This window comes from Haloarcula montana (genome assembly GCF_035666295.1).
GTDB lineage: Archaea > Halobacteriota > Halobacteria > Halobacteriales > Haloarculaceae > Haloarcula > Haloarcula montana.
Genome location: NZ_CP142027.1, coordinates 297,097 through 317,429 on the forward strand (window position 1 = coordinate 297,097; position 20,333 = coordinate 317,429).

At 67.3% G+C, this 20,333-nt stretch carries 22 protein-coding genes; 10 read left to right on the plus strand and 12 right to left on the minus strand.

Translation table 11 applies throughout. From position 1 onward, the window contains the following. Positions 1 to 34: 34 nt before the first annotated feature. Positions 35 to 1,036 carry a signal peptide peptidase SppA gene (gene sppA / locus VJ109_RS01540; protein WP_324758506.1) on the minus strand — a complete coding sequence of 334 codons (1,002 nt, stop codon included), beginning with the start codon at positions 1,034 to 1,036 and terminating at the stop codon, positions 35 to 37. Continuing rightward, a complete protein-coding gene (locus tag VJ109_RS01545; protein ID WP_324758508.1) occupies positions 1,036 to 1,776 on the minus strand; it encodes a proteasome assembly chaperone family protein in 741 nt (246 codons plus the stop codon). The genes sppA and VJ109_RS01545 overlap by 1 nt, the downstream gene beginning before the upstream one ends. Before the next feature lie 87 nt (positions 1,777 to 1,863). Between VJ109_RS01545 and VJ109_RS01550 the strand changes: the two genes are divergently transcribed. Further along, the gene (locus tag VJ109_RS01550; RefSeq protein WP_324758510.1) at positions 1,864 to 2,772 is read left to right on the plus strand and encodes an RsmB/NOP family class I SAM-dependent RNA methyltransferase; all 909 of its coding nucleotides are present in this window, start codon (positions 1,864 to 1,866) and stop codon (positions 2,770 to 2,772) included. Beyond that, positions 2,769 to 3,269: a DUF7122 family protein gene (locus tag VJ109_RS01555; RefSeq protein ID WP_324758511.1), complete on the plus strand. Its 501-nt coding sequence runs from the start codon at positions 2,769 to 2,771 to the stop codon at positions 3,267 to 3,269. Before VJ109_RS01550 ends, VJ109_RS01555 begins: the two co-directional genes overlap by 4 nt. A 58-nt stretch (positions 3,270 to 3,327) precedes the next feature. Here VJ109_RS01555 and VJ109_RS01560 read toward each other — a convergent pair whose 3' ends face one another. Together VJ109_RS01560 and VJ109_RS01565 are read right to left on the minus strand one after the other, a co-directional pair. Beyond that, positions 3,328 to 4,875: a DUF790 family protein gene (locus tag VJ109_RS01560; RefSeq protein ID WP_324758512.1), complete on the minus strand. Its 1,548-nt coding sequence runs from the start codon at positions 4,873 to 4,875 to the stop codon at positions 3,328 to 3,330. A gap of 56 nt (positions 4,876 to 4,931) precedes the next feature. Further along, positions 4,932 to 6,269 carry a DEAD/DEAH box helicase family protein gene (locus tag VJ109_RS01565; protein WP_324758513.1) on the minus strand — a complete coding sequence of 446 codons (1,338 nt, stop codon included), beginning with the start codon at positions 6,267 to 6,269 and terminating at the stop codon, positions 4,932 to 4,934. Positions 6,270 to 6,362: 93 nt separating this feature from the next. Here VJ109_RS01565 and VJ109_RS01570 point away from each other — a divergent pair, with 93 nt between their 5' ends. After that, entirely contained in the window at positions 6,363 to 6,983 is a 621-nt protein-coding gene (locus VJ109_RS01570) for a hypothetical protein (RefSeq protein WP_324758514.1), read from the plus strand. 11 nt (positions 6,984 to 6,994) lie between these two features. Here the strand turns inward: VJ109_RS01570 and VJ109_RS01575 are convergent, their stop codons facing one another. Continuing rightward, a complete protein-coding gene (locus VJ109_RS01575; protein WP_324758515.1) occupies positions 6,995 to 8,761 on the minus strand; it encodes a YndJ family protein in 1,767 nt (588 codons plus the stop codon). 5 nt (positions 8,762 to 8,766) lie between these two features. After that, positions 8,767 to 9,669, minus strand: coding sequence for a DoxX-like family protein (locus tag VJ109_RS01580; protein WP_324758516.1), 903 nt, complete (start codon positions 9,667 to 9,669; stop codon positions 8,767 to 8,769). Positions 9,670 to 9,829: 160 nt separating this feature from the next. On the opposite strand from VJ109_RS01580, the gene VJ109_RS01585 reads away from it, so the two are divergent. Together VJ109_RS01585 and dnaK are read left to right on the plus strand one after the other, a co-directional pair. Next, the gene (locus VJ109_RS01585) at positions 9,830 to 10,513 is read left to right on the plus strand and encodes a nucleotide exchange factor GrpE (protein ID WP_324758517.1); all 684 of its coding nucleotides are present in this window, start codon (positions 9,830 to 9,832) and stop codon (positions 10,511 to 10,513) included. Between the two features lie 249 nt (positions 10,514 to 10,762). Further along, positions 10,763 to 12,676 (plus strand): molecular chaperone DnaK, encoded by a 1,914-nt coding sequence (gene dnaK, locus VJ109_RS01590; protein ID WP_324758518.1) that lies wholly within the window; start codon positions 10,763 to 10,765, stop codon positions 12,674 to 12,676. Between the two features lie 248 nt (positions 12,677 to 12,924). Here the strand turns inward: dnaK and VJ109_RS01595 are convergent, their stop codons facing one another. Next, positions 12,925 to 13,437, minus strand: coding sequence for a hypothetical protein (locus VJ109_RS01595; RefSeq protein WP_324758519.1), 513 nt, complete (start codon positions 13,435 to 13,437; stop codon positions 12,925 to 12,927). A gap of 87 nt (positions 13,438 to 13,524) precedes the next feature. On the opposite strand from VJ109_RS01595, the gene VJ109_RS01600 reads away from it, so the two are divergent. Then, complete coding sequence (locus VJ109_RS01600; protein WP_324758520.1) at positions 13,525 to 14,328, plus strand: hypothetical protein; 804 nt, start codon at positions 13,525 to 13,527, stop codon at positions 14,326 to 14,328. Positions 14,329 to 14,387: 59 nt separating this feature from the next. Further along, the gene (gene dnaJ, locus VJ109_RS01605; protein ID WP_324758521.1) at positions 14,388 to 15,536 is read left to right on the plus strand and encodes a molecular chaperone DnaJ; all 1,149 of its coding nucleotides are present in this window, start codon (positions 14,388 to 14,390) and stop codon (positions 15,534 to 15,536) included. Positions 15,537 to 15,564: 28 nt separating this feature from the next. Here dnaJ and VJ109_RS01610 read toward each other — a convergent pair whose 3' ends face one another. Further along, positions 15,565 to 15,870 (minus strand): MazG-like family protein, encoded by a 306-nt coding sequence (locus tag VJ109_RS01610; protein ID WP_324758522.1) that lies wholly within the window; start codon positions 15,868 to 15,870, stop codon positions 15,565 to 15,567. Between the two features lie 78 nt (positions 15,871 to 15,948). Here VJ109_RS01610 and VJ109_RS01615 point away from each other — a divergent pair, with 78 nt between their 5' ends. Further along, a complete protein-coding gene (locus VJ109_RS01615; RefSeq protein WP_324758524.1) occupies positions 15,949 to 16,704 on the plus strand; it encodes a hypothetical protein in 756 nt (251 codons plus the stop codon). On the opposite strand, the gene VJ109_RS01620 is transcribed toward VJ109_RS01615, so the two are convergent. From VJ109_RS01620 to VJ109_RS01630, 3 genes are all read right to left on the minus strand, one after another. Next, positions 16,696 to 16,881, minus strand: coding sequence for a DUF7333 family protein (locus VJ109_RS01620; RefSeq protein ID WP_324758526.1), 186 nt, complete (start codon positions 16,879 to 16,881; stop codon positions 16,696 to 16,698). The genes VJ109_RS01615 and VJ109_RS01620 overlap by 9 nt on opposite strands. A gap of 59 nt (positions 16,882 to 16,940) precedes the next feature. Next, positions 16,941 to 17,684 (minus strand): hypothetical protein, encoded by a 744-nt coding sequence (locus VJ109_RS01625; RefSeq protein ID WP_324758527.1) that lies wholly within the window; start codon positions 17,682 to 17,684, stop codon positions 16,941 to 16,943. 87 nt (positions 17,685 to 17,771) lie between these two features. Beyond that, positions 17,772 to 18,563, minus strand: a complete 792-nt coding sequence (locus VJ109_RS01630) for an aldo/keto reductase (RefSeq protein ID WP_324760375.1) — start codon at positions 18,561 to 18,563, stop codon at positions 17,772 to 17,774. Positions 18,564 to 18,714: 151 nt separating this feature from the next. Between VJ109_RS01630 and VJ109_RS01635 the strand changes: the two genes are divergently transcribed. Next, positions 18,715 to 19,377 (plus strand): halocyanin domain-containing protein, encoded by a 663-nt coding sequence (locus VJ109_RS01635; protein ID WP_324758529.1) that lies wholly within the window; start codon positions 18,715 to 18,717, stop codon positions 19,375 to 19,377. 1 nt (position 19,378) lies between these two features. Here VJ109_RS01635 and VJ109_RS01640 read toward each other — a convergent pair whose 3' ends face one another. Next, a complete protein-coding gene (locus tag VJ109_RS01640) occupies positions 19,379 to 19,909 on the minus strand; it encodes an SRPBCC family protein (protein ID WP_324758530.1) in 531 nt (176 codons plus the stop codon). A 142-nt stretch (positions 19,910 to 20,051) separates the two neighbouring features. Here VJ109_RS01640 and VJ109_RS01645 point away from each other — a divergent pair, with 142 nt between their 5' ends. After that, the gene (locus VJ109_RS01645; protein WP_324758531.1) at positions 20,052 to 20,327 is read left to right on the plus strand and encodes a MarR family transcriptional regulator; all 276 of its coding nucleotides are present in this window, start codon (positions 20,052 to 20,054) and stop codon (positions 20,325 to 20,327) included. Positions 20,328 to 20,333: the final 6 nt, after the last annotated feature.

Here is a 20,333-nt window from a genome sequence, read left to right on the forward strand (position 1 = left end):
CCAGACGCACCCGTGAAATAAAAAACCCTCGCGGTCACCGACGGAACGAGACGCCGTCGATGTCGCCCGTGTCGTCGAACGCGCTCGCGACACCGGCCCCGAGTGCGAAGGCGACACGCTGGGCGCCGCCACGGAGCCGCCCGGCCAACCCCTGTTCGGGCGTGAACTCGCGGACGGCCGGCTCCTCGCCGAGTCGGTCCCCCAGCGCGGCCTCGACTGCTTGCCTGGTCCCGATCTCGTCGACGAGTCCGCGGTCTGCGGCCTCCTCGCCGAGGAAGATGCGTGCCTCCGTCTCCCGGAGGGTCTCGCTGTCCATCTCGCGGCCCTCGGCGACGGTCTCGACGAACTGGTCGTAGTAGTCGTCGACGATTCCCTGGAGGTACTCCCGGTCGTCCTCGCTCAGTTCTTTCAGCGGCGTCCCGGCGTCCTTGTACTCGCCGGCGGTGAACTGTTCGTAGGACAGTCCCACGCGGTCGGCCAGTTCCTTGGCGTTGACACGCGAGCCGATGACGCCGATCGAGCCGACGATCGACCCCTCGCGAGCCCACAGTTCGTCACAGCCGGCCGCGATGTCGTAGCCGCCGCTGGCACAGACATCCGTCGCGTAGGCGACCGTCGGGCCGTCGAAGCGTTCGGCCGCCAGCCGGATGTCCTCGCTGGGGACGATCTGGCCGCCCGGCGTGTTGAGCTTCAACAGCAGCGCCTGTGCGCCCTTGGCCTCGTCGGCCTGTTCGATCTGTTCGACGATGTCGTCGGCGCTGGCGCCGGTCGGCGGCGTCGTGATCCCGCCACCGCCATCACGGGTGATCGGCCCCTCCACGGCGACTTCGGCGACGTTGTAGGAGGGAAACAGCGTCTCGCCGACGTTGCCCGCGAGTTTGAGCGCGCCGAGTACCGTCGCGATGACCAACAAGATGCCGAGTAGATCGGCCAAGTCCGCCGAGAACCGGACGAACAGGATCCATCCAAAGACGGCAGCGACGAGGGCCGCAACGAGTGCGATCCCGAGCCGCGCGAGCCCAGATGTCGAGACCATTACTGGTACATCCCCAGCGGCCGCGCGCTCGTGCTGTCGTCCTCGGAGGGCTGGAGCTGGTCGGCCAGCCGCTGTTTGGCTTCCGCGATCTGGTCTGCCTGTTCGACGAGGGCCTCCGTATCGACCTCGAAGTCGCCGAGCGGACCGATAGCCGTCTGGAGGACCGCCCGCGCCGCAGCGGGGTCCGGGAACTGCCGGTCGGCCTCGACGACGAGACCGACACCAGTCAGACCGGTCCGCTGGGCCTCGTGGATGAGCGCACCGGTCGGCCCAGTGATGGCACCGGCTTGACTGGGATGGTCGATATCCGCGTCGGTCAGCATGCTCGCCCCGTCACCGGTCGAGATCCCATAGACCGCGGGTGGTTCCCCGTCCTGCTCGGCAGCCATCCCACTGAGAAACAGCGGCGTCACGTCGTTGGCGTCGAACCAACTGACGAGACAGCCGGCGAACTCGGTGGCACCCGACGGCGAGACGGGCGCGTCGCTCTGGAGGACCAGCAGATCCTCGTCGGCGTCGGCGTAGATGCGGACGGGCGGCCGGACGGTCGGATCACCCTCCGCGTAGACCGCGATCTCCGGGAGCCCGTCGCAGTGACAGGCTGCGTAGTACTCCATGTCGTAGATGTCGACGAGATGGTCGGCGGCGATCTTCCCGACGAGGCCGAGCCCGGGAAGTCCCTCGACCAGCGTCGGCTCGTCGAGGTCGATATCGTCCCGGTGTATCTGGATATGTGCCATACCCGAGTTATCGGCTGCCGTCGGCTTGAAAGCCGGGGCTACCGCCCTTCGAAACCCACAAGCGACCCGCCGGCGAACCGGGGGACAATGGAACCACTGGGACGGTATCGCCCGATCGTCGACGACTTCGGCGCGTTCCGGGCGGCCTGCGAGCGGCCGCTCCCGTCGGCGATCAGGGTCAACACGATCAAAGCGACTGTCGAGCGGGTCACCGCCGCGCTGGAGGAGGCGGGGATCGCCGCCGACCCGGTCGACTGGCACGACCGCCTGTTCGTTCTCCCGGAGGCGTCTGCCGGCGGCAACTGGCCGTACTTCCACGGCTGGACCCACGGCCAGGAGGAGGTCTCGGCGATCCCGGCGACGGTACTGGACCCACAGCCGGGGGAGCGGATCTGGGACGCCTGTGCGGCCCCGGGGAGCAAGACCACACAGCTAGCGGCGCTGATGGACGACCGCGGCGAGATCGTCGCGACCGACAACAATCTCGGACGGATCTCGGCGCTGCGGACCAACACCGAGCGCCTGGGTGTGACGAACGTGGCTGTCACCCACGAGGACGGGCGCAACCACTCGCTGAAGCCCTTCGGCGGCGCCGGCTACGATCGCGCCCTCGTCGACGTGCCCTGCTCCTGTGAGGGGACGATCCGGAAGAACCCCGACGCGCTCGAAGACTGGTCGCTCTCCCACGTCGAGGGCGTCGCCGGCGTCCAGAAGGGGATCCTTACCCGTGCCGTCCAGGTGACCGAGCCCGGCGGGACCGTCGTCTACTCGACCTGTACGTTCGCCCCCGAGGAGAACGAGGCCGTCTTGGACCACGTGCTGGAGGCGGAGGACTGCGAACTCGTCGACTACGATCTCCCGCTGACACACCGTGACGGGATCACCGAGTGGGACGGGGCGTCGTTCGACCCCTCCGTCACTCGGGCCAAACGGATCTACCCCCACCACAACGACACGGGCGGGTTCTTCTGTGCGAAACTGGAGGTGACCGGATGAGCAACGACAGCACGAAGTTCACGCGGTTGCCGGCGACCGACGCCGAGCGGGACGATCCCGAGCGGGCCACGCGGGACGCAGTCGTCGAGTTCTGGACCGACCGCTTCGGCGTCCCCGCGACGACCTTCGCCGATCACACGTTCTGGGAACGGGGGGCCGGGAAGATCTGGCTCTACCGGGGCGAGCCGCCGTCGCCGGTCGACATCGAGGGCCTGGGGATGACGTTCCTGCGGACACGCCAGGAACACTGGAAGCCGACCTTAGAGGCGGTCCAGCGGTTCGGCGGCCACGCTACGAAGAACGTCGTCCACCTCGACCGGGCGCAGGCGGCGACGTTCGTCGCCGGCGACGACCAGGAACTGGACTGGGACGGCGACTGGGGGTATCTGATCGTCACGCACGACCTGGCCGGCGAGTCCGACCCGGTCGGCGTCGGGCTCTACGTCTACGGCGAACTCCGCTCACAGGTCCCGAAAGGGCGTCGCCGGGACCTCTGAGCGGGACCGTCGAGTCTCGACTGGAGACGCGACACCTGCGCTGGGACCGTCCCGGGGCTCAGTCCGCCTCTCGCTCCCGGACCGTCCCGCCGCTGAGTCCGTCCCACTCGACACGGTATCCCAGCCGCGAGAGGACGGCGCTGTCGTCCTCGATGCCGTGGTCGTCCAGTATCGCCTGGACCTCGGCGAGCGTCTGCCCGGCCTCGATCCGCTCGCCGACTCTATCCAGGACGACAGGCCGGACGAGCGTCCGGCCGACCAGTTCGTGACCCGGGAAGGATTTGTCCTCGATAGCGTCCTCGCTAACGCCGTGTTCGTCCGCCAGGTCGGCAAGCGAGACCACGTCCGCCGCCGGTTCCAGCGAGTCTGGGAGGGAGTCCGCGCTCTCGGCGACCAGCTCCGCCTCGAACGGGCGGAGGGCGTCCCTGATGTCTTTCACGCGGACGCTCCCGCTGTAAGGGATCGCACGGTGGGCCTGTGCGTCGATGGCGTCGCCGACCCCCAGCGAGTCGTCGACCGCCACGAGCAGTTCGACGTCTTCGAGCGCGGCGAGGCGCGACAGCTTCTTCCGGACGTACTCCGGCGTCCAAAAGCCCATGATCTCGAAGTAGACGCGAAACGCCGATTCGTCGGTGGCGGTCGTCCGGACGCCACCCTCGTGGCCGGGTCGCCAGTCGAACGCGAAGTCGGGGACGACGACGTGTTCACCGGCCTCCAGTGGCTCCGGTTCGCGGATCAGTTCCCAGTCCAGGTCCAGCGCCTCGAACCGGGCCGCGAAGTCGGCCTCGACGCCGCTGTCGTATGTCACCTCGCTGACCGGCTCGACCCCGGGAACGGTCACGTCGGCCGCCGAGAGGTGGAGTTCCCGCTCGGTCCCGCGGTCGTCGATCGTCGCTGTCAGTTCCCACTCCGCGGTCGCCGCGACCGTCCGGAGGAGCCGCGCGAACCGCGTCCCGTAGCGTCGCGTGTTCGAGAACAGCGCGTCGGGGCCGGTGACGACGACCTCACGGCCGGACGGCGTCGAGACGATCTCGTAGAGCAACTGGAGCCGTTTGACCGCCGAGACGAGCGTCGTCGGCTCCGAGGAGCGGACCCGGACCTCCGTGGCGTCGAACAGCGCGGTCTGGGCCAGCGAGAGGTTGTACTGCGTCCGTAGTTCCGACGGACTCCAGCGGGGATCGAACGCCGCCATGACCTGCCGACTGTCACGGTCGGCATAGAGGGCGTCTTCGAGGACCGACGGGGCGACGCCGAAGTGGTCGCCGGCCGTCTCCAGGGCGGTCTGTCGCTCCGAGTCGGCGACGACCCCGACGGATTCAGCGGCCTCGAAGACACGGCGGCGGACCCGGCGCGGTTCGACCGGCGACTGCGTCTCGAAGGTCGCGTCCCGCTCCAGCAGTTTCGCGAACCCGCGAACCAGTTTGAAGTCGTCGGCGTCCCGCTCCAGGTCGGTAAGCGCCGCGTCGAGGGTCGCCCGCGTCTCGCCGACGTGGCCCTGATACACCCCGAGAACACGTGCGGCGAGGTCATCGGCCGCCGCGTCGACGAACTGCGGGTGGTAGCCACCGCCAGCCCGAGAGACCCGGAGCAGTTCCTTCGTCAGCACGCCGGGGGAGACGGCCCGGCGACACAAATCACCTCTGTCTGTGACGGTCCGCCGCGTTACCGCCGGCGTGCGGCGACGTTCTCCTCGGCGGTCTCCTCGGTGACGAGTTCGTATAGCAGTGCGCGTGACCCGTCGTCGGTCGGTCTGAGAATCCGCCCGAGCCGTTGAGTGAACTCCCGTTCGGACCCGCTGCCCGAGAGCACCACCGCGACGTTGGCGTCGGGCACGTCCACTCCCTCGTCGAGGACGTTCGCGGTGACGACCCGAGAGTAGTCACCCTCCCGGAACCGATCGAGAATCTCGCGGCGCTCGCCGGCGCTCGTCTCGTGGGTGATCGCCGGCAACAGGAACCGCTCTGAGAGCCGATATACGAGATCGGTGTAGGCGGTGAAGACGATGATCCGGTCCTCCCGGTGGCGGTCGAGGAGCGTCCCGAGCCGATCGACCTTCCGCTGGGCGTTCATCATCACCTCGCGTGCCCGCTGCTTGGCCAGCAGCGCCTCCCGAGCGCGCGGGTCGGTTCCCGACCGCTTGACGAGTTCCTGGTAGTCACTGCCGGAAGTCATACGGATATTCGACTGTGCGAGGTAGTCGGTAAACGTCGATTGAGCGGCCTCGTAGCGCTCCCGTTCGGCAGGCGTCAACGACACTTCGATCCGCTTGATGTCGTAGTCGGCGAGATGCTCGCCCGCTAGGTCGTCGACGCCGATGCGGTGGACGACCGGCCCGACGAGATCCTCGATCACCTCGTGGGCACCGTCGGGTCGTTCGAAGGTCGCGGTCAGCCCCAGTCTGGCCGGCGCGGCCAGGAGCCGAGCGATGTCGCGGTACCCCTCGCCGCCGAGGTGGTGGACTTCGTCGAAGACGACGAGGCCGAACTGGTCGCCGATCTCGTCGGCCCTGAGATAGGCCGAGTCGTAGGTCGCGACCGTGACGGGTTCGAGGCGTTGCTCGCCCCCGCCCAGTCGACCGATCGACACGTCGAACTCCCGGTCGAGTTCCCGCTCCCACTGGTCCAGCAGGTCGATCGTCGGGACGACCACGAGCGTCGGCGTCCCAAGGGCGACCGCAGCGGCGATGCCGACGACTGTCTTCCCGCTGCCGGTCGGGAGTTCGAGACATCCCCTGTCGCCGGCGTCGCGCCAGGCGTCCAGTGCCGTCCGCTGGTACGCCCGGAGGTCGTAGGTCGTCGAGAGCGACAGGTCGGGGAGCGACAGCACTCGATCCGTGTACGTGATTCCACGCTCGTCGAGTGTCTCTCGCAGGTCGGCGTACCGGTAGGCGGGGGCACGCCCACTTTTCGACCGCTCGTCGGCCTGTACGCCGGGGAGATCGGCCGGATAGTCCCCCTGCAGACGGACGGTCCCGGCATCGTAGCTGAGCGTCAGCGACACGTCGGGGACTCCGTAAGGCGGCGGCTTGAACGCTGCGGCACCGGCGCGTGTTGGGAGAGTAACACGTATCTACCTCCAGAGGTAATTGCTAGCATGGCACGATGGGTCGATCCCGATGAGACCGACCCGGAGACCTGGCGGGGGCGAGCCACCGATGGGCCGGCGCGGGGCGGGAACGAGTGTTTCTCGATCCTCCGGCGCGCGCGGAAGACACCGCTACCGTATCAGTACGAAGAGGACGTCCACCACGGCGAGGAACTGCGCGGACAGTTTCAGCGTCGAGCGTACACCGATGCCCGAGTGGTCTACAACGGTGGTGTCGACGTCGAGCGGCGGATCAAACTCCTGGCGAGAGGGGTTCTCTGGGGCGGTTCCGACACGAACCAGCGATTCCAGGCACAGTATCGGCGGGTCGGTCCGCCGACTGAGTCGATCCCGTTCGAGGAGTACACCGTCTGGTCCCGCTTCCAGTACGGAGTGATCGAACGCACCGACGACGGCGTTACCTTCGTCGCAGACGACAGCGAGCCCGAAGAACAGGTCCGATCGCTCGACTGGAACGAACTCTACGAACCGGTGCGGCAGCGGCTCGTCGAACTGGAACTCGTCCGGAACCCCCCGTTCGCCAGGTATCGCCTGCGAGAACTCGACGAGTGGGACGACTACCGCGCGCAACTGCGATACGACACCGACGCCTTCGGGTTCGGACCGTGAGCGTGGCCCTGTTACTCTGCCGTGGGTTCCGGCTCCAGTGATTCGTCGGTCGGCCGGATACCGTAGGTCAGCGTGAACAGCGTGAGACCGAGGGCTTCGACGCGGTGTGTCGCGCGGACGCCGTCGCCGTCGGGGACGACGACGAGTCGTTCGTTGAGCGGGAGCCGCAGGCCGACCCCGCCGACGACGAGATACAGCCCCGCGTCGTCGGCGTTCCCCGGCGTGGGGAACGACGAGAGCGCCAGTCCGTCGCCGTCGCTGCCGCCGTTTTCGAGGCGGAGGATGCCGGTCAGGTTCCCACCCGGGAGCGGAAACGCCACGCGGAGAAACGCCGTGTCGTCGGCGACGGAGCGATCGTAGACGCCGACGTAGGTCATCCGCCGGGCGTCGTCGACGCGGTCGGCGTTCGATCGTATCCACGCCCGCTGATCGGCCTGTCCCTCGCCGATGTCGACACCGACGACACGACCGCGGAGGACCGCGTCGCCGTCGATGGCCTGCCGTGGCACCGAAAGCTGTCCCACCCGGACCGCGATCGGCCGGTAGGGCGCCGCGAGCGTGCGCCACGGCGTGGCCCAGGCGGGGTCGACGGACAGCTCGTAGGCCCCGGAGTGCTCGTAGAAGCGTGTGACTGCCGGCGCCACCGCATCGGGATCGAACCCGTCGTGTGCGTACTCGTCGACGGTCGTGACCATCCCGGTCACGGCCGCGTCTGTCGTCACCCCCCTGCGGTCCAGGAACGCCGATCCGATACGCCAGCCACCGCGGAGTCGACCGAACGCGATGCCGGGCTGGCGGGAGCGAGTGGCGGGGATCGCCAGTCGCCAGCCCACCAACGCCGGGAGGGCGAACGCGTAGGCGTTGAGCTGGCCGTGGTAGGTGACCATCAGGTCGAACGACGCGGCGTTGATACCGAGGTAGGTCCCGCCCGTCGCCCGCGCGAGTCCGTAGAGGACCGCAAACCCCATCGAGACAGTGACTGCGATGGAGGCCACGCCGAGTAGCAGTCGCTGGACGCCGTTCTCCCGGCGAGGAACCACACCGACGAGAACCGAGAGCGAGAACACGGCGACAGCGACGGTAAAAGCGGCGACACCCGCGAACTCCACGGCAGCGGCGAACGGGAGATCGAGCGCGGCCGCAGTGATCCCGATGCCGATGATACCCGGGCCGACCACGACGATGGCAGTCGTCGCCCGGAGCAGCCGACCACGGTACCCACCCGGGGCGTCCCGGCCGGCAAGCCCCGCCAGCACGGGCAGGGCGGAGCCGGCGTAGTGGAAGTGGACGATGGTCAGCGTGACGATGAGTGGCTCGAAGACGAGCGCGGTCCCCGAGCGGTCGAACAGCAACGCGGCGCCGCCCACGACGATGTAGAGCAAGCCGGCGTCGACCGCCAGTTCCTCGACCGGCCAGGGACCGCGGCCGAGGAGCCGCCAGGCGCCGAAGCCAGCGACCAGGACGGTCACGAGCGTCCAAGGGGCCGCCACGAGCGTCGCCGTCGGTCCCCGCGGGAGCGCCAGCGAGACCACGCCGGCGACAGCGGCCACCGGCTGGCCGACCACGGCTGCCCGGTACCAGCCCGACCGGCTCCCGTCGCGGCGGGGCGTGTCTGCGAGTCGGAGCGCGAGCGGGACGAGCACGAGCATCGCCAGCGCGACGATGTCACGGATCGGCCCGAACACGCCGACGAGCACGACCGCGAGCCAGCCGGCCGCCCCGAGAACGGTACTGGCGTCGGCCAGTGCCGGGAGCCGATCACGCTCCGGGACCGCCATCCGAATCACTCCTCCGGCGGCGTCCGCAGGCAGTTCCGCGCCGTGGGGAGGTCGCCCGCGATCGAGCCGGCGACGACCCCGAGCGCGGCCATCCCGACGGTCGTCACGACGGGGTTGTACGGGCCGAGCGCGACCGCCGGGTCCGCGACGACCGCTCCGGCGGTCAGCCCGACCGGGGCGAGTCCGGCGAGATACGCCAGCCACGCCGAGCGCCAGCGCCACAGCAGCGCGACCCCGACAGCCAGTTCGAGGACGCCCAGTGCGATGACGGCCTCCTGGGCCATCGCGCCGAGGCCCAGTCGACGGAACGGAGCGAGTTCGGCCGGGTGTCCGACGAGCAGTTTCGGGACGAGACCCTGGTAGCCCCAGATCAGTGCGAGTCCCACGCGAGCGACTGCGTGGGCGAGCAGCGCCCGATAGCTGGCCTCCGGCGGCGTCCCGTCCTCGACCCAGCGGGCCAGCACGTCGAAACTGAGCGCAGTGGCCCACCCCAACAGCGGACGGAACGCCACCCGATCGATCAGGCGTCCCGGTGCTCCCCAGCGAGTGTCGTAGTTGTACTCCGTCAGGAACCGGAGTCCGTCGTCGGTCTCGACGTACCGCCAGAACCCCCGTCCCTCGGTGATGAGCGAGCGGGCCTGCTCGCTGGCGAAGGAGAGGACCGAGGTGGTCTCCTCGCCGTCCTCGTTCGTGGCGACGGACTCCCCGGTCCCCTCGACGGCGAGTCCGAAGCCGATCCCCGTCCGATAGGTGAACCGCTGTGGTTCGCCTTCTTCGCGGGGAAGGTAGTCGATCTCAGAGAACCGCAGATCCCACCGCTCGTGTTCGTCGGGCTCCTGTGTCCGCTCCCAGACCGCGTCCAGTGACCCGTCGACGCGGCGCTCGACGTAGATCGCGTCGTCGCTCATCGGGACCCCTCGCTCGCCGAGCCGCGACAGTCCCGGACCACGGAACCGGGCAACGGAGGCTGCATATATCGCGTCTGTCACCCCCTCGATATATAGTTCCCCGTGGCGCGACTGGTCGTGTTTCTGAATCCTTTTACCCACTCGTTCCGTTGGATCGTCCATGACCGAGCAGGACGCTGCCGAGGACGAGACGGGACCCGAAGACGGATCGGGTGACGCGACCGATGTCGACCTCGAAGAGGCCCCCGAGGGTGTCGATACGGACGAGATCGACCTGGACGATGTCGTCGGCGAGGAAGGGGAGTTCGAGGTCGACGACGACCTCCGCGAGCGTGTCGGCGCGGCCGACGCGGACGATATCGCCCGCGAACTGGCTGCTCTGCGTGCTCGGACAGAACGGCTCGAAGCCGATCGCGATTCGTTGGAAGCCGAACGCGACGAACTGGAGTCGAAGCTCAAGCGCAAGCAAGCCGACTTCCAGAACTTCAAAAAGCGGATGGAAAAGCGCCAGGAAGAGGAGAAACAGCGGGCCACCGAGGATCTCGTCACCCGCCTGTTCGGCGTCCGGGACAACCTCAAGCGGGCACTCGAACAGGACGAGGACGCCGACATCCGCGACGGCGTCGAGGCGACGCTGCGCCAGCTCGACGACGCCTTCGACGCGGAAGGCGTGGACGTGATCGAGCCTGACCCGGGGCAGGATGTCGACCCGACACAGCATCAAGTGCTCGCCCGCGTCGATAGCGACGAGCCCGCTGGCACGATCGCCGAGGTCCACCGGCCCGGGTACGAGATGGCCGAGAAGGTGCTGCGAGAGGCGCAGGTTACCGTCAGCGAAGAGTAGGAGACGGTTCCCTTCAGTCACCGTCTCCGAACAGCCGAGCGGTGACTGTGGAACCGCGAGGCGGCGGGTGCGGGACGGCGATCCGCGTTCGTGCTGGCCAGAAACCAGTCGAATTGCGGTGCGTGTTATACGCTCCGGTCGCTACTCGACGACTCCGCGAATTCTGTACACAGAAGGGTACTCTGTGGCGTTCTCTGGTCGACCCATCTAGCAACTTTTAACCGGCCCAATCCGGTAGAAGAGGGTAAGATGGCGAGCAACAAGATTCTGGGTATCGACCTCGGGACCACGAACAGCGCGTTCGCGGTCATGGAAGGTAACGACCCCGAAATTATCGTCAACGCCGAGGGCGAACGCACGACACCCTCCGTCGTCGCGTTCGACGACGGCGAGCGGCTTGTCGGCAAGCCCGCGAAGAACCAGGCGGTCAAGAACCCCGAGCAGACCATCCAGTCGATCAAGCGCCACATGGGCGAGGACGACTACACGGTCACGCTCGACGGCGAGGAGTACACGCCCGAACAGGTTTCGGCGATGATCCTCCAGAAGATCAAGCGTGACGCCGAGGAGTATCTCGGCGACGAGATCGAGAAGGCGGTCATCACGGTCCCCGCCTACTTCAACGACCGACAGCGCCAGGCGACCAAGGACGCCGGCGAGATCGCCGGCTTCGAGGTCGAGCGCATCGTCAACGAGCCCACCGCCGCGGCGATGGCCTACGGGCTCGACGACGAGTCCGACCAGACGGTGCTGGTCTACGACCTCGGTGGGGGAACCTTCGACGTCTCTATCCTCGATCTGGGCGGTGGCGTCTACGAGGTCGTCGCGACGAACGGTGACAACAGCCTCGGCGGCGACGACTGGGACGAGGCCATCATCGACTATCTGGCCGACGAGTTCGAGGCCGAACACGGGATCGATCTCCGCGAGGACCGTCAGGCGCTCCAGCGACTGACCGAGGCCGCCGAGGAGGCCAAGATCGAGCTCTCCTCGCGCAAGGAGACCCGGATCAACGAGCCGTTCATCGCGACGACCGACGACGGCCCGCTCGACCTGGAGAGCAAGCTCAGCCGTGCGAAGTTCGAGTCCCTGACCGAGGACCTCATCCAGCGGACCGTCGGCCCGACGGAGCAGGCGCTTTCCGACGCCGGCTACGACAAGGGCGACATCGACGAGGTCATCCTCGTCGGTGGCTCCACCCGGATGCCACAGGTCCAGGAGAAAGTCGAGGAGATGACCGGCCAGTCCCCGAAGAAGAACGTCAACCCCGACGAGGCCGTCTCGCTGGGCGCGGCGATCCAGGGTGGTGTCCTCTCGGGCGACGTCGACGATATCGTCCTGCTCGACGTGACGCCGCTCTCGCTCGGTGTCGAGGTCAAGGGTGGCCTCTTCGAGCGACTCATCGACAAGAACACGACGATCCCGACCGAGGAGTCCAAGATCTTCACGACCGCCCAGGACAACCAGACGCAGGTCCAGATCCGCGTCTTCCAGGGCGAACGTGAGATCGCCGAGGAGAACGAACTGCTCGGCGCGTTCTCGCTGCAGGGCATCCCGCCGGCGCCCGCCGGTACCCCGCAGATCGAAGTGACGTTCAACATCGACGAGAACGGCATCGTCAACGTCGAAGCCGAGGACAAGGGCTCGGGCAACCGCGAGGATATCACCATCGAAGGCGGTGCCGGCCTCTCGGACGAGCAGATCGAAGAGATGCAGGAAGAAGCCGAAGAGCACCAGGAAGAGGACCAGCAGCGCCGCGAGCGCATCGAGGCCCGCAACGAGGCCGAGGCGTCGATCCGCCGCGCCGAGACTCTCATCGAGGAGAACGAGGAAGAGGTCGACGAGGACCTCCAGAGCGACATCGAGGAGAAGATCGAGGACGTCCAGGAAGTCCTCGAAGACGAGGACGCCACGAAGGAGGACTACGAGGAAGTCACCGAGGAACTCTCCGAGGAACTCCAGGAGATCGGCAAGCAGATGTACGAAGGCCAGGCCCAGCAGGCCGCCGGCGGTGCGGCAGGCGGTGCCGCTGGTGCAGGGCCGGGCGGCGCTGCCGGTCCCGGCGGCGCGGGTCCTGGCGGTGCAGCAGGCGGTGCGGCCGGCCAGGGCGAGGAGTACGTCGACGCCGACTTCGAGGACGTCGACGAAGACGACGAGGAGTAACTGACACTCCCCGTCGGCCGGTGCAACGGTCCATCGGACGCAGTGCTGTTCGTTCTCGCTGTCGTTCTGTTCGCGGACATGAACCGGCTAAGGAGCTGGGCCGAAAAGCGTAGGTTGATCCGATAGCCGGCGGATGCCGGATCGGCCAGCGGGAGAGATGCCGACAGGGTTCGTCTGTCGGCATGTGTGAGTCGACGATACACCGGGATAGCGGGTCGCTGATTCCGATTCAGTGAGACGACGGGAGGTCAGTCGTCGTCGGTCAGCGTCACCTCGCCGACGGTGATGGATCGCTCGTCCGGAGCGCCGAGCGGCCGACCGGTCCAGACGACGGCGACGGTATCGCCGGCTTCGAGATAGAATCCGACAGAGGCGTCACTGTCGAGGTAGTCACCGTCCCCGTCGCTGTCGACGCGTGGGTCGTCGACGGTGAACGACTCCCCCTGTTCGACCGGTAGCTGGGAGCCGTCGGCCCAGACAACGGTCGTCGTGGCGTTTCTATCGGCGTCAGTCAGGACGACAGAGAGCCTGTGGGTACTGGCCCCGGTCAGCCGGTCGCCGCCGGCGTGAGTGAGCGTTACCGATCCGGTCTCGGCGTCGAATGCGGTTTCGACGGTGATATCGGGCGCCGAGGTCCGGAGGTCGGCGCCGGGACCGACGGCCAATGCGGCGAGGCCAGCGATGGCCAGTCCCGCCAGCGTCCAGATGGCCAGCCGCTCAGCAGTGATCCCACCCCGGTCAGCCGACGGTCGCCGTGTCATCGTTCGGTACTCCGCAGGCTCCGAAATAAGCCCCGCGGTCCCAGGAGGCGACGTGACACTTAGGTGATTGGGTCGAGACGGGGCGGTATGGTCGGGGGCGAGCGGACGAGACGTGCGGTATTGGCGGGTATCGGCGGGCTTGCCCTCGCCGGGGTCGCCGAGTACGTCTCGAACCCGAGAAGCGACATCGAGTTCGACTGGCCGCTGGGCGGCCCGCCGGACCCGGTAGACCGGACCTCGACACCGGCCCCACAGGGAACACCCGTGACTCCCGTGCCGACCGACGACGAAGGGGCGGGGACGACGGGATCTGGCGGTTGTCTGTCCGCGTTCGAATCGGGCTTCGAGCGACCGCTCGACGATCGGTTCCAGTCGTCCGGATACAGCGTCGAACGGATGACGGAACACGCCCGTTCCGGCGACTACGGCGTCTTGCTACGCGCACGGAGCAGCGACTTCGAGTCCGTACTCCGGTCGCGGGCGCGGTTCTGCGGGGAGGTATCGGCGTCAGTGTCTGGCCGGTACGTCGTCGAAGGCGGTGGGGGTGCGAACTTCAGCCTAGCGTTGGTCGATCCCGACTCCTTCGCGAAGGTTGCGGTCGGACCGATGCAGTCGGGAAACGCCGTCAAGATACAGGAGTGGGTCGGAGAGAGCGGGTCAGTGACCGGGTGGACCTCCCTCCCCCGGACGGTCGGGACCGACTGGTCGTCGCTAACACTGTCCGTGTCGGCGGAGACGGTGACTGCGACCGTCGACGGCGCGACCGGGACGTACGAGACGACGGCGGACTGGACCGACCGGCCCGTTCAACTCCAGTTGCGGACGAAGACGACGACCACCGGTCCGGACGTCGCCGCGGCGTTCGATGAGTTCCGAGTCAGAACGGAGTAGACGGTCCGTCCCGGACCCGTTCTTTTCAAGTACGTCAACCGTATATCCCACAACAACGAATGAGCCAGGACTTCTACGAGATACTGGGCGTCTCGCAGGACGCCTCTGAAGACGAGATCAAGGAGGCGTATCGGGAGAAGGCCAGAGAGTATCATCCGGATGTCAGCGACGACCCCAACGCCGAAGAGAAGTTCAAGCAGGCCAAGAAGGCAAAGGAGGTCCTGACCGACGAGGAGAAGCGCCAGATGTACGACCAGATGGGCCACGAACGCTTCGAGCAGGCCGAGAAGCGCGGCGGTGCCGGCGGCGCCGGCGGCCGCGGCGGGATGGGCGGGGACCCGTTCGGCGGCGCCGGCGGCTTCGACATGCAGGACATCTTCGATCAGTTCTTCGGCGGCGGTGGCGGCCGCGGCGGCGGGAACCGCCCGCGACAGGGTCAGGACCTCCAGACGCGCATGGAGATCGACCTCGAAGAGGCCTACGAGGGCGCGACGAAACAACTGACCGTCACCCGGCCCGAGCAGTGTGACGACTGCGACGGGAAAGGACATCCGCCAGGAACTGACTCGGAGACCTGTCCGGAGTGTAACGGCCAGGGCCAGACCACGCGCGTCCAGCAGACCCCCATGGGGCGGGTCCAGCAGACGGCGACCTGCCGGCGCTGTGAGGGCGATGGCACGCTGTACGACGAGACGTGTTCGACCTGTGGCGGCAACGGCGTCGTCAACAACGAGGCCAGTCTGGAAGTCGAGATCCCGGCAGGGATCGCCGACGGGCAGACGATGCGGATGGAACGAGAGGGCGCGCCGGGCGAACGCGGCGGTCCCAACGGCGATCTGCTCATCGAGGTCACCGTCCGCGACCACCCCGACTTCGAACGCGATGGCGACGACCTCTCGTATCAACACCCGATCTCGTTCCCCCAGGCTGTCTTCGGGGACACCATCACGGTGCCGACGCTGGACGGCGAGGTCGAGGTCGACGTTCCCAACGGGACCCAGAGCGGCGAGGTGTTCCGTCTGGAGGGCAAGGGGATGCCGCGTCTGCGCCGACGGGGCCAAGGAGACCTCTACGTCCAGGTCCAGGTCGTCACCCCGGATTCGCTCAACGGCGAACAGAAGGAGGCCCTCGAACAGTTCGCCGAGGCCGGCGGCGAGGAGGTCGAGGTCGAGGAAGGGTTCTTCGAGAAACTGAAGAACTCGCTGTAGCGCTCTGCCGGGTCAGGTCCGATCCTGCTTACTCTCCGCTGGCCGGCGTTTCCGCGTCGTCGAGGCGCGACTCGTATTTCGCCAGCGCCGTCTCCAACGCCTCGCCGGCGTCGACGTCCAGTTCCGAACACAGCGCAAGCAGCGCGAACAGCGTGTCCCCGAGTTCGTCCTCGGCGACGGCCGCACGCTCGGGGTCGCTCCCGTAGGCCGTCGACTCGTTGAGCTCCTTCGCGACCTCGCCCAGTTCCGAGGCCAGATCGAGCAGTCGGTAGGCTGGCGGTGCCGAGAGGTCGTTGTCGTCGACGAAGGCCGCGACTCGGTCCTGTTCGTCCATAGCGGAACGGATCAGGGCTGTCCTATCGGCGTTGCGGTTTCCGGCCGGTTTTTGCCCGAGCGGTTCCTACCCGAATCCATGCAGACACTCGGAGACCTCGTCGCCGCGGCCCGCGAACGCGAGGGCGTCCTGTTCACTGCTCCCGAGCGGAGTGCTCCCTACAGCTACACCGACTTCGGGACGAACGTCTGGAAGGGGGGGAACCTCCTGCGCCACTACGGTGTCCGCGAGGGGATGCGGGTGGCCGTCGTCGTGGGACCCAAGAACCCGACCGAGCGAGACGAACCCGGCTATCTCCGGGAGGCCCCGGACGCCGTATTGGCGTTTCTCGCCGCGGCGCTGGACGGTGCCGTCGTCGACGTGGACCCGCCCGGCGCCGTCGACGCGACCGCGCTCGTCGCACCGGCGGCGTGGCTCGACCGCTACGAACTCGGTCCGGGAACGAAGGCGCTGGCGTACGGCGGCCCCAGCGACGACCCGACGGTCGCCCAGTTCGAGCGGGAGTTGTGGAGCGAGAACCCGCTAGCCCCGCCGGCCGAGTTAGCCCCCGACGATCCGGCGCTCGCGGCCGACGAGACCTACACCCACGGGGCGTTGCTCGCGGCCAGCGAACGCGTCGCCGCCGACTCCGACATCGACGAGGGGACGACGGTCGCGCTGCGGGCGCCGATCACGACCGCTGGCGCGCTCGTCGCCGGCGTGCTCGCACCGATGCGGGCCGGCGGAACGGTCCTGCTGGGGCGGGACAGCGACGAGGTCGCAGACGTGGCCGTCGCTGTCGACGAGTCGGTCCCGGAAGAACGCGTGATTCGGCCCGCCGACGTATCAGTGTGAGGCGCGGTACTCGCCGTTTTTCATCCCGAGGAAGAACGCGATGACCGAGAAGACGATCATCGAGGGCAGGACCATCATAAAGACTGTCGAGGGAGTCATCACGGTCGTGAGCGCGACAGTCGCGACGGCGACGATCGCGACGAGTGGAACCACCGAGCGCGCGAAGTCGAATTGCATAACGGGCGGCGGTTAGAGCCACAGACCCGTAACTGTCGTGGTCGATCCCCCGTTCGGGTTCAGTCCTTCGGTCGGACCAGATCCGCGAGCGTCACCAACAGTCCCAGTAGCCACCCAAGCGGGATCGAGATACCCAGCCAGATGAGGACGTAGGCCAGGCCCTGGCGCTCGAAGTTCTCGATGAAGAACTGCGAGACCGCGTGTTGCCGACCCAGCACGTCGAACAGGAGCCACCGCGAGAGCGTATCACTGACGGAGAGTGCGACCTGCGGGGCTACCGTCGAGTACAGTGCCGCGACGACCGGCGGAAGGAAGATAGCCGTCACGGCGAACGGGTAGGAGAACAGGACCGTCGTCACTCGGCCACCGACCGAGCGGGTACCCACGGCGAGCGCGGCCGAGACGGTCGCCACACCGCCGGCAGCCGCGACGGCAGCCAGTTCGCCGGTCGAGAGATCGAACTGCAACCGGGCCAGCGCCGTCAACCCGCCCCAGGCGAGGACCGAGAGGAGGACAACGCCGACGAGGCCGATACGGGTCGCGGTCCCGTCGATCCGCCGGGCCTGATAGCGGACGACGACGCCGAACAGCACCAGCGGATACACCAGTGCGATGACCGGGACACCCAGTCCCGACCAGAGCCGGTACAACACCATCCCGAACTGCGAATCGGGGGTCCAGGTACCGAGCACCGTATCGCCAGCATCGCGCTGTCGCGGGTAGAGCAACTCCATCCACGTCTCGTGTAACCGTTTCAGATCGATACGGATGCCCCCGACGACCCCCTGACTCCCGACGGACATACGCGGTGGTTTCGCTCCACCGTGGTTAAAGTTTTGAGGCCCCGCCTCTCCGGTTAGACAGCCGACAGACGGCCGGTTCGTTCCGGTTTAGTTCCAGGCGTCCGGGCTGAAATCCGGGTTGATCCGACGGTCGGTCACCTCGATGTCGTCGATCCGGTCGATCTCCGCGTCGGTCAACGTCAACCCGAGGCTCCCGAAGTTGTCCACGATGTGGTCCCGACCCGTGGCTTTCGGGATCGCGGTCACGCCCTTCTCGCGGAGCCAGGCGAGGCTGACCTGGGCCTCGCTGGCGTCGTGAGCGGCTGCGATGTCGGCGAGTACGTCGTGGCCGAACACCTCCCCGCGAGCCAGCGGCGAGTACGCGACCATTTCGTACCCGTGTTCGTCGGCATGCGCCCGGAGCTCCTCCTGCTGGAGGAACGGATGCATCTCGACCTGGTTCGCGAACAGCGGGGCATCCAGGTGATCGATCGCCGTCTCGACGTGATGGGGTTCGAAGTTCGAGACGCCCACCCGATCGATCGCGCCGCGGTCGTGGAGTTCGTCGAACGCGGCGAGCGTCGACTCGGGATCGTACGTGTTCGCGGGCCAGTGGACGTAGAGCAGGTCGACGCTCTCGACCCCTAGGTCGTCGAGGCTCTCCTCGACCGTCGAGAGCACGTCGTCGTCGGCGAGGTTCGAGATCCAGACCTTCGTCGCGAGGAAGACGTCTTCCCGGTCGACGTCGGCCGCGGCGATCCCGTCGCCGACGGCGGCCTCGTTCCCGTAGGCCTGTGCAGTGTCGACGTGTCGGTAGCCCACGTCGAGAGCAGTCCTGATACTGTCGGCGCACTGACTGGGGTCGTCGTTCTGCCAGGTACCCAGTCCGAGCATCGGCATCTCCTCTGAACGCACTACTGGGTCGGTTGTGTGATCCTGCTGAGTCATCACCGCAGTTATGCAGTGGCCGTGAAAAACAGTTGCGAAACCGGCCGGCGGGAGCGACTCGAAACCGACATATTCAGGACGGGGACCCCCTAACAGTCCGCGTATGACAGACGGTAGTGCAGACGTGTCCCGCCGGGCCTTCCTGCAGACGGCCGCAGGGGCGACGGCAGCGTCGGCCGCTGCAGGCACCGCTGTTGCACAGGAAGAGGGAACCGACAGCGGCGGTGGCGGAGGCGGCGGACCGCCGGACTTCGGCGGCTTCCTCGACCAGGTCGGGAACTTCGAGGGGTCGGTCACCGACGCGACCGGACAGGACTCGGCGACAGTCGAGGTCGGCGTCGAAGCCAACGGCGGCGCGTACGGCTTCGGCCCGGCAGCGATCCACGTCGACAACGGCGCGACCGTCCAGTGGGAGTGGACCGGCAACGGCGGCGGACACAACGTCGTCTCTGCCGAGGGCGGCCCACTCGACTCCGGATCTGCAGTTGCCCAGAGCGGCGTCAACTACGAGTACACCTTCGAGGAGGACGGCATCTACCCGTACATCTGTGTCCCACACGAATCCCTGGGGATGAAGGGGGCCGTCGTCGTCGGGACGGACTACCCCACCCAGAGCACCGGCGGTGGCGGCGGTTCCTCCGGGCCGCCGGAGGTCCCCGGCAGCGCGAAGATGCTCGGTGTCGCCACCTCGTCGGTGCTGGTCGCGACGCTCGGGATGGCGTACATCTTCATGCGCTACGGCGGGAACTACGAGACCCCAGAGTAGGTCAGACCGAACTCGGTCCGGTGTGGATCTCCAGCTCCACGTCCCGGCGCTGTCCTTCGATATCCGCGACGACGCGTTCGACGATCCGCTGTGCCTCTTTCTCGATGAGCGGTTTTACCTTCTCGATGACCCACTCCATCGACACCAGCCGCGGGAGGTCGACGGCGTCCGAGGACGCCGAGTCCGGGTCGAACGCGATCCGGAGGACGACACGCGAGGCGTCCTCGACGTCGGCCGGCGCGTCTTCGGGGTCGGGATCGACCGCCCAGTAGCCGTCGGCGTCGATGTCTTTGACGATGCGCCAATCGATACGGGTCGGTCGCTCGACACCGGTCACCTCCGAGCGGGCGGTGTAGGAGAGTTTCCACCACGAGAACACGAGGTCGTACCGCGTGCCCGGAGTCCCGTCGCCGTCCTGCTCGACGCGGTCGATGTACTCCGAGTACCGTGCGTAGCCCGGAAAGTCCAGGAGGAACTCGTAGATCTCCTCCGCCGGCACGTAGACGACCGTGCTGACCTCGACTTCGTCCACACCATATACAGCGAGGCTCTCGCTCGTAAACTTTCGGGGGGCTTGGGCTCGCTGCTTCGGGGTATATATTGCCTATAGATTCCTGATGGGCATAAATTGGAACAGTAAATATTATCATCTTGTATCCGAAAGGGACGGTATCATGAGTGCACCAGACGCTGCACAGGTAGAGGTTACCGAGGAGACCGAACAGGCAGGCTGGGACGCCGTCAGCGACCTTCCGCCGAGCGCGAAGCTCGTCGCGAAAGTCCTAGAGTACAACGGGACGTTGACCCAGAGTCAACTCGCCGAGGAGACGATGCTGCCGCCCCGGACGGTCAGATACGCGCTAAACCGGCTCGAAGAAGTCGGCGTCGTCCACTCGCGGTTCTCCTTTTCGGACGCCCGCAAACGCATCTACACGCTCGCGTTCGAGTGAGCGGAT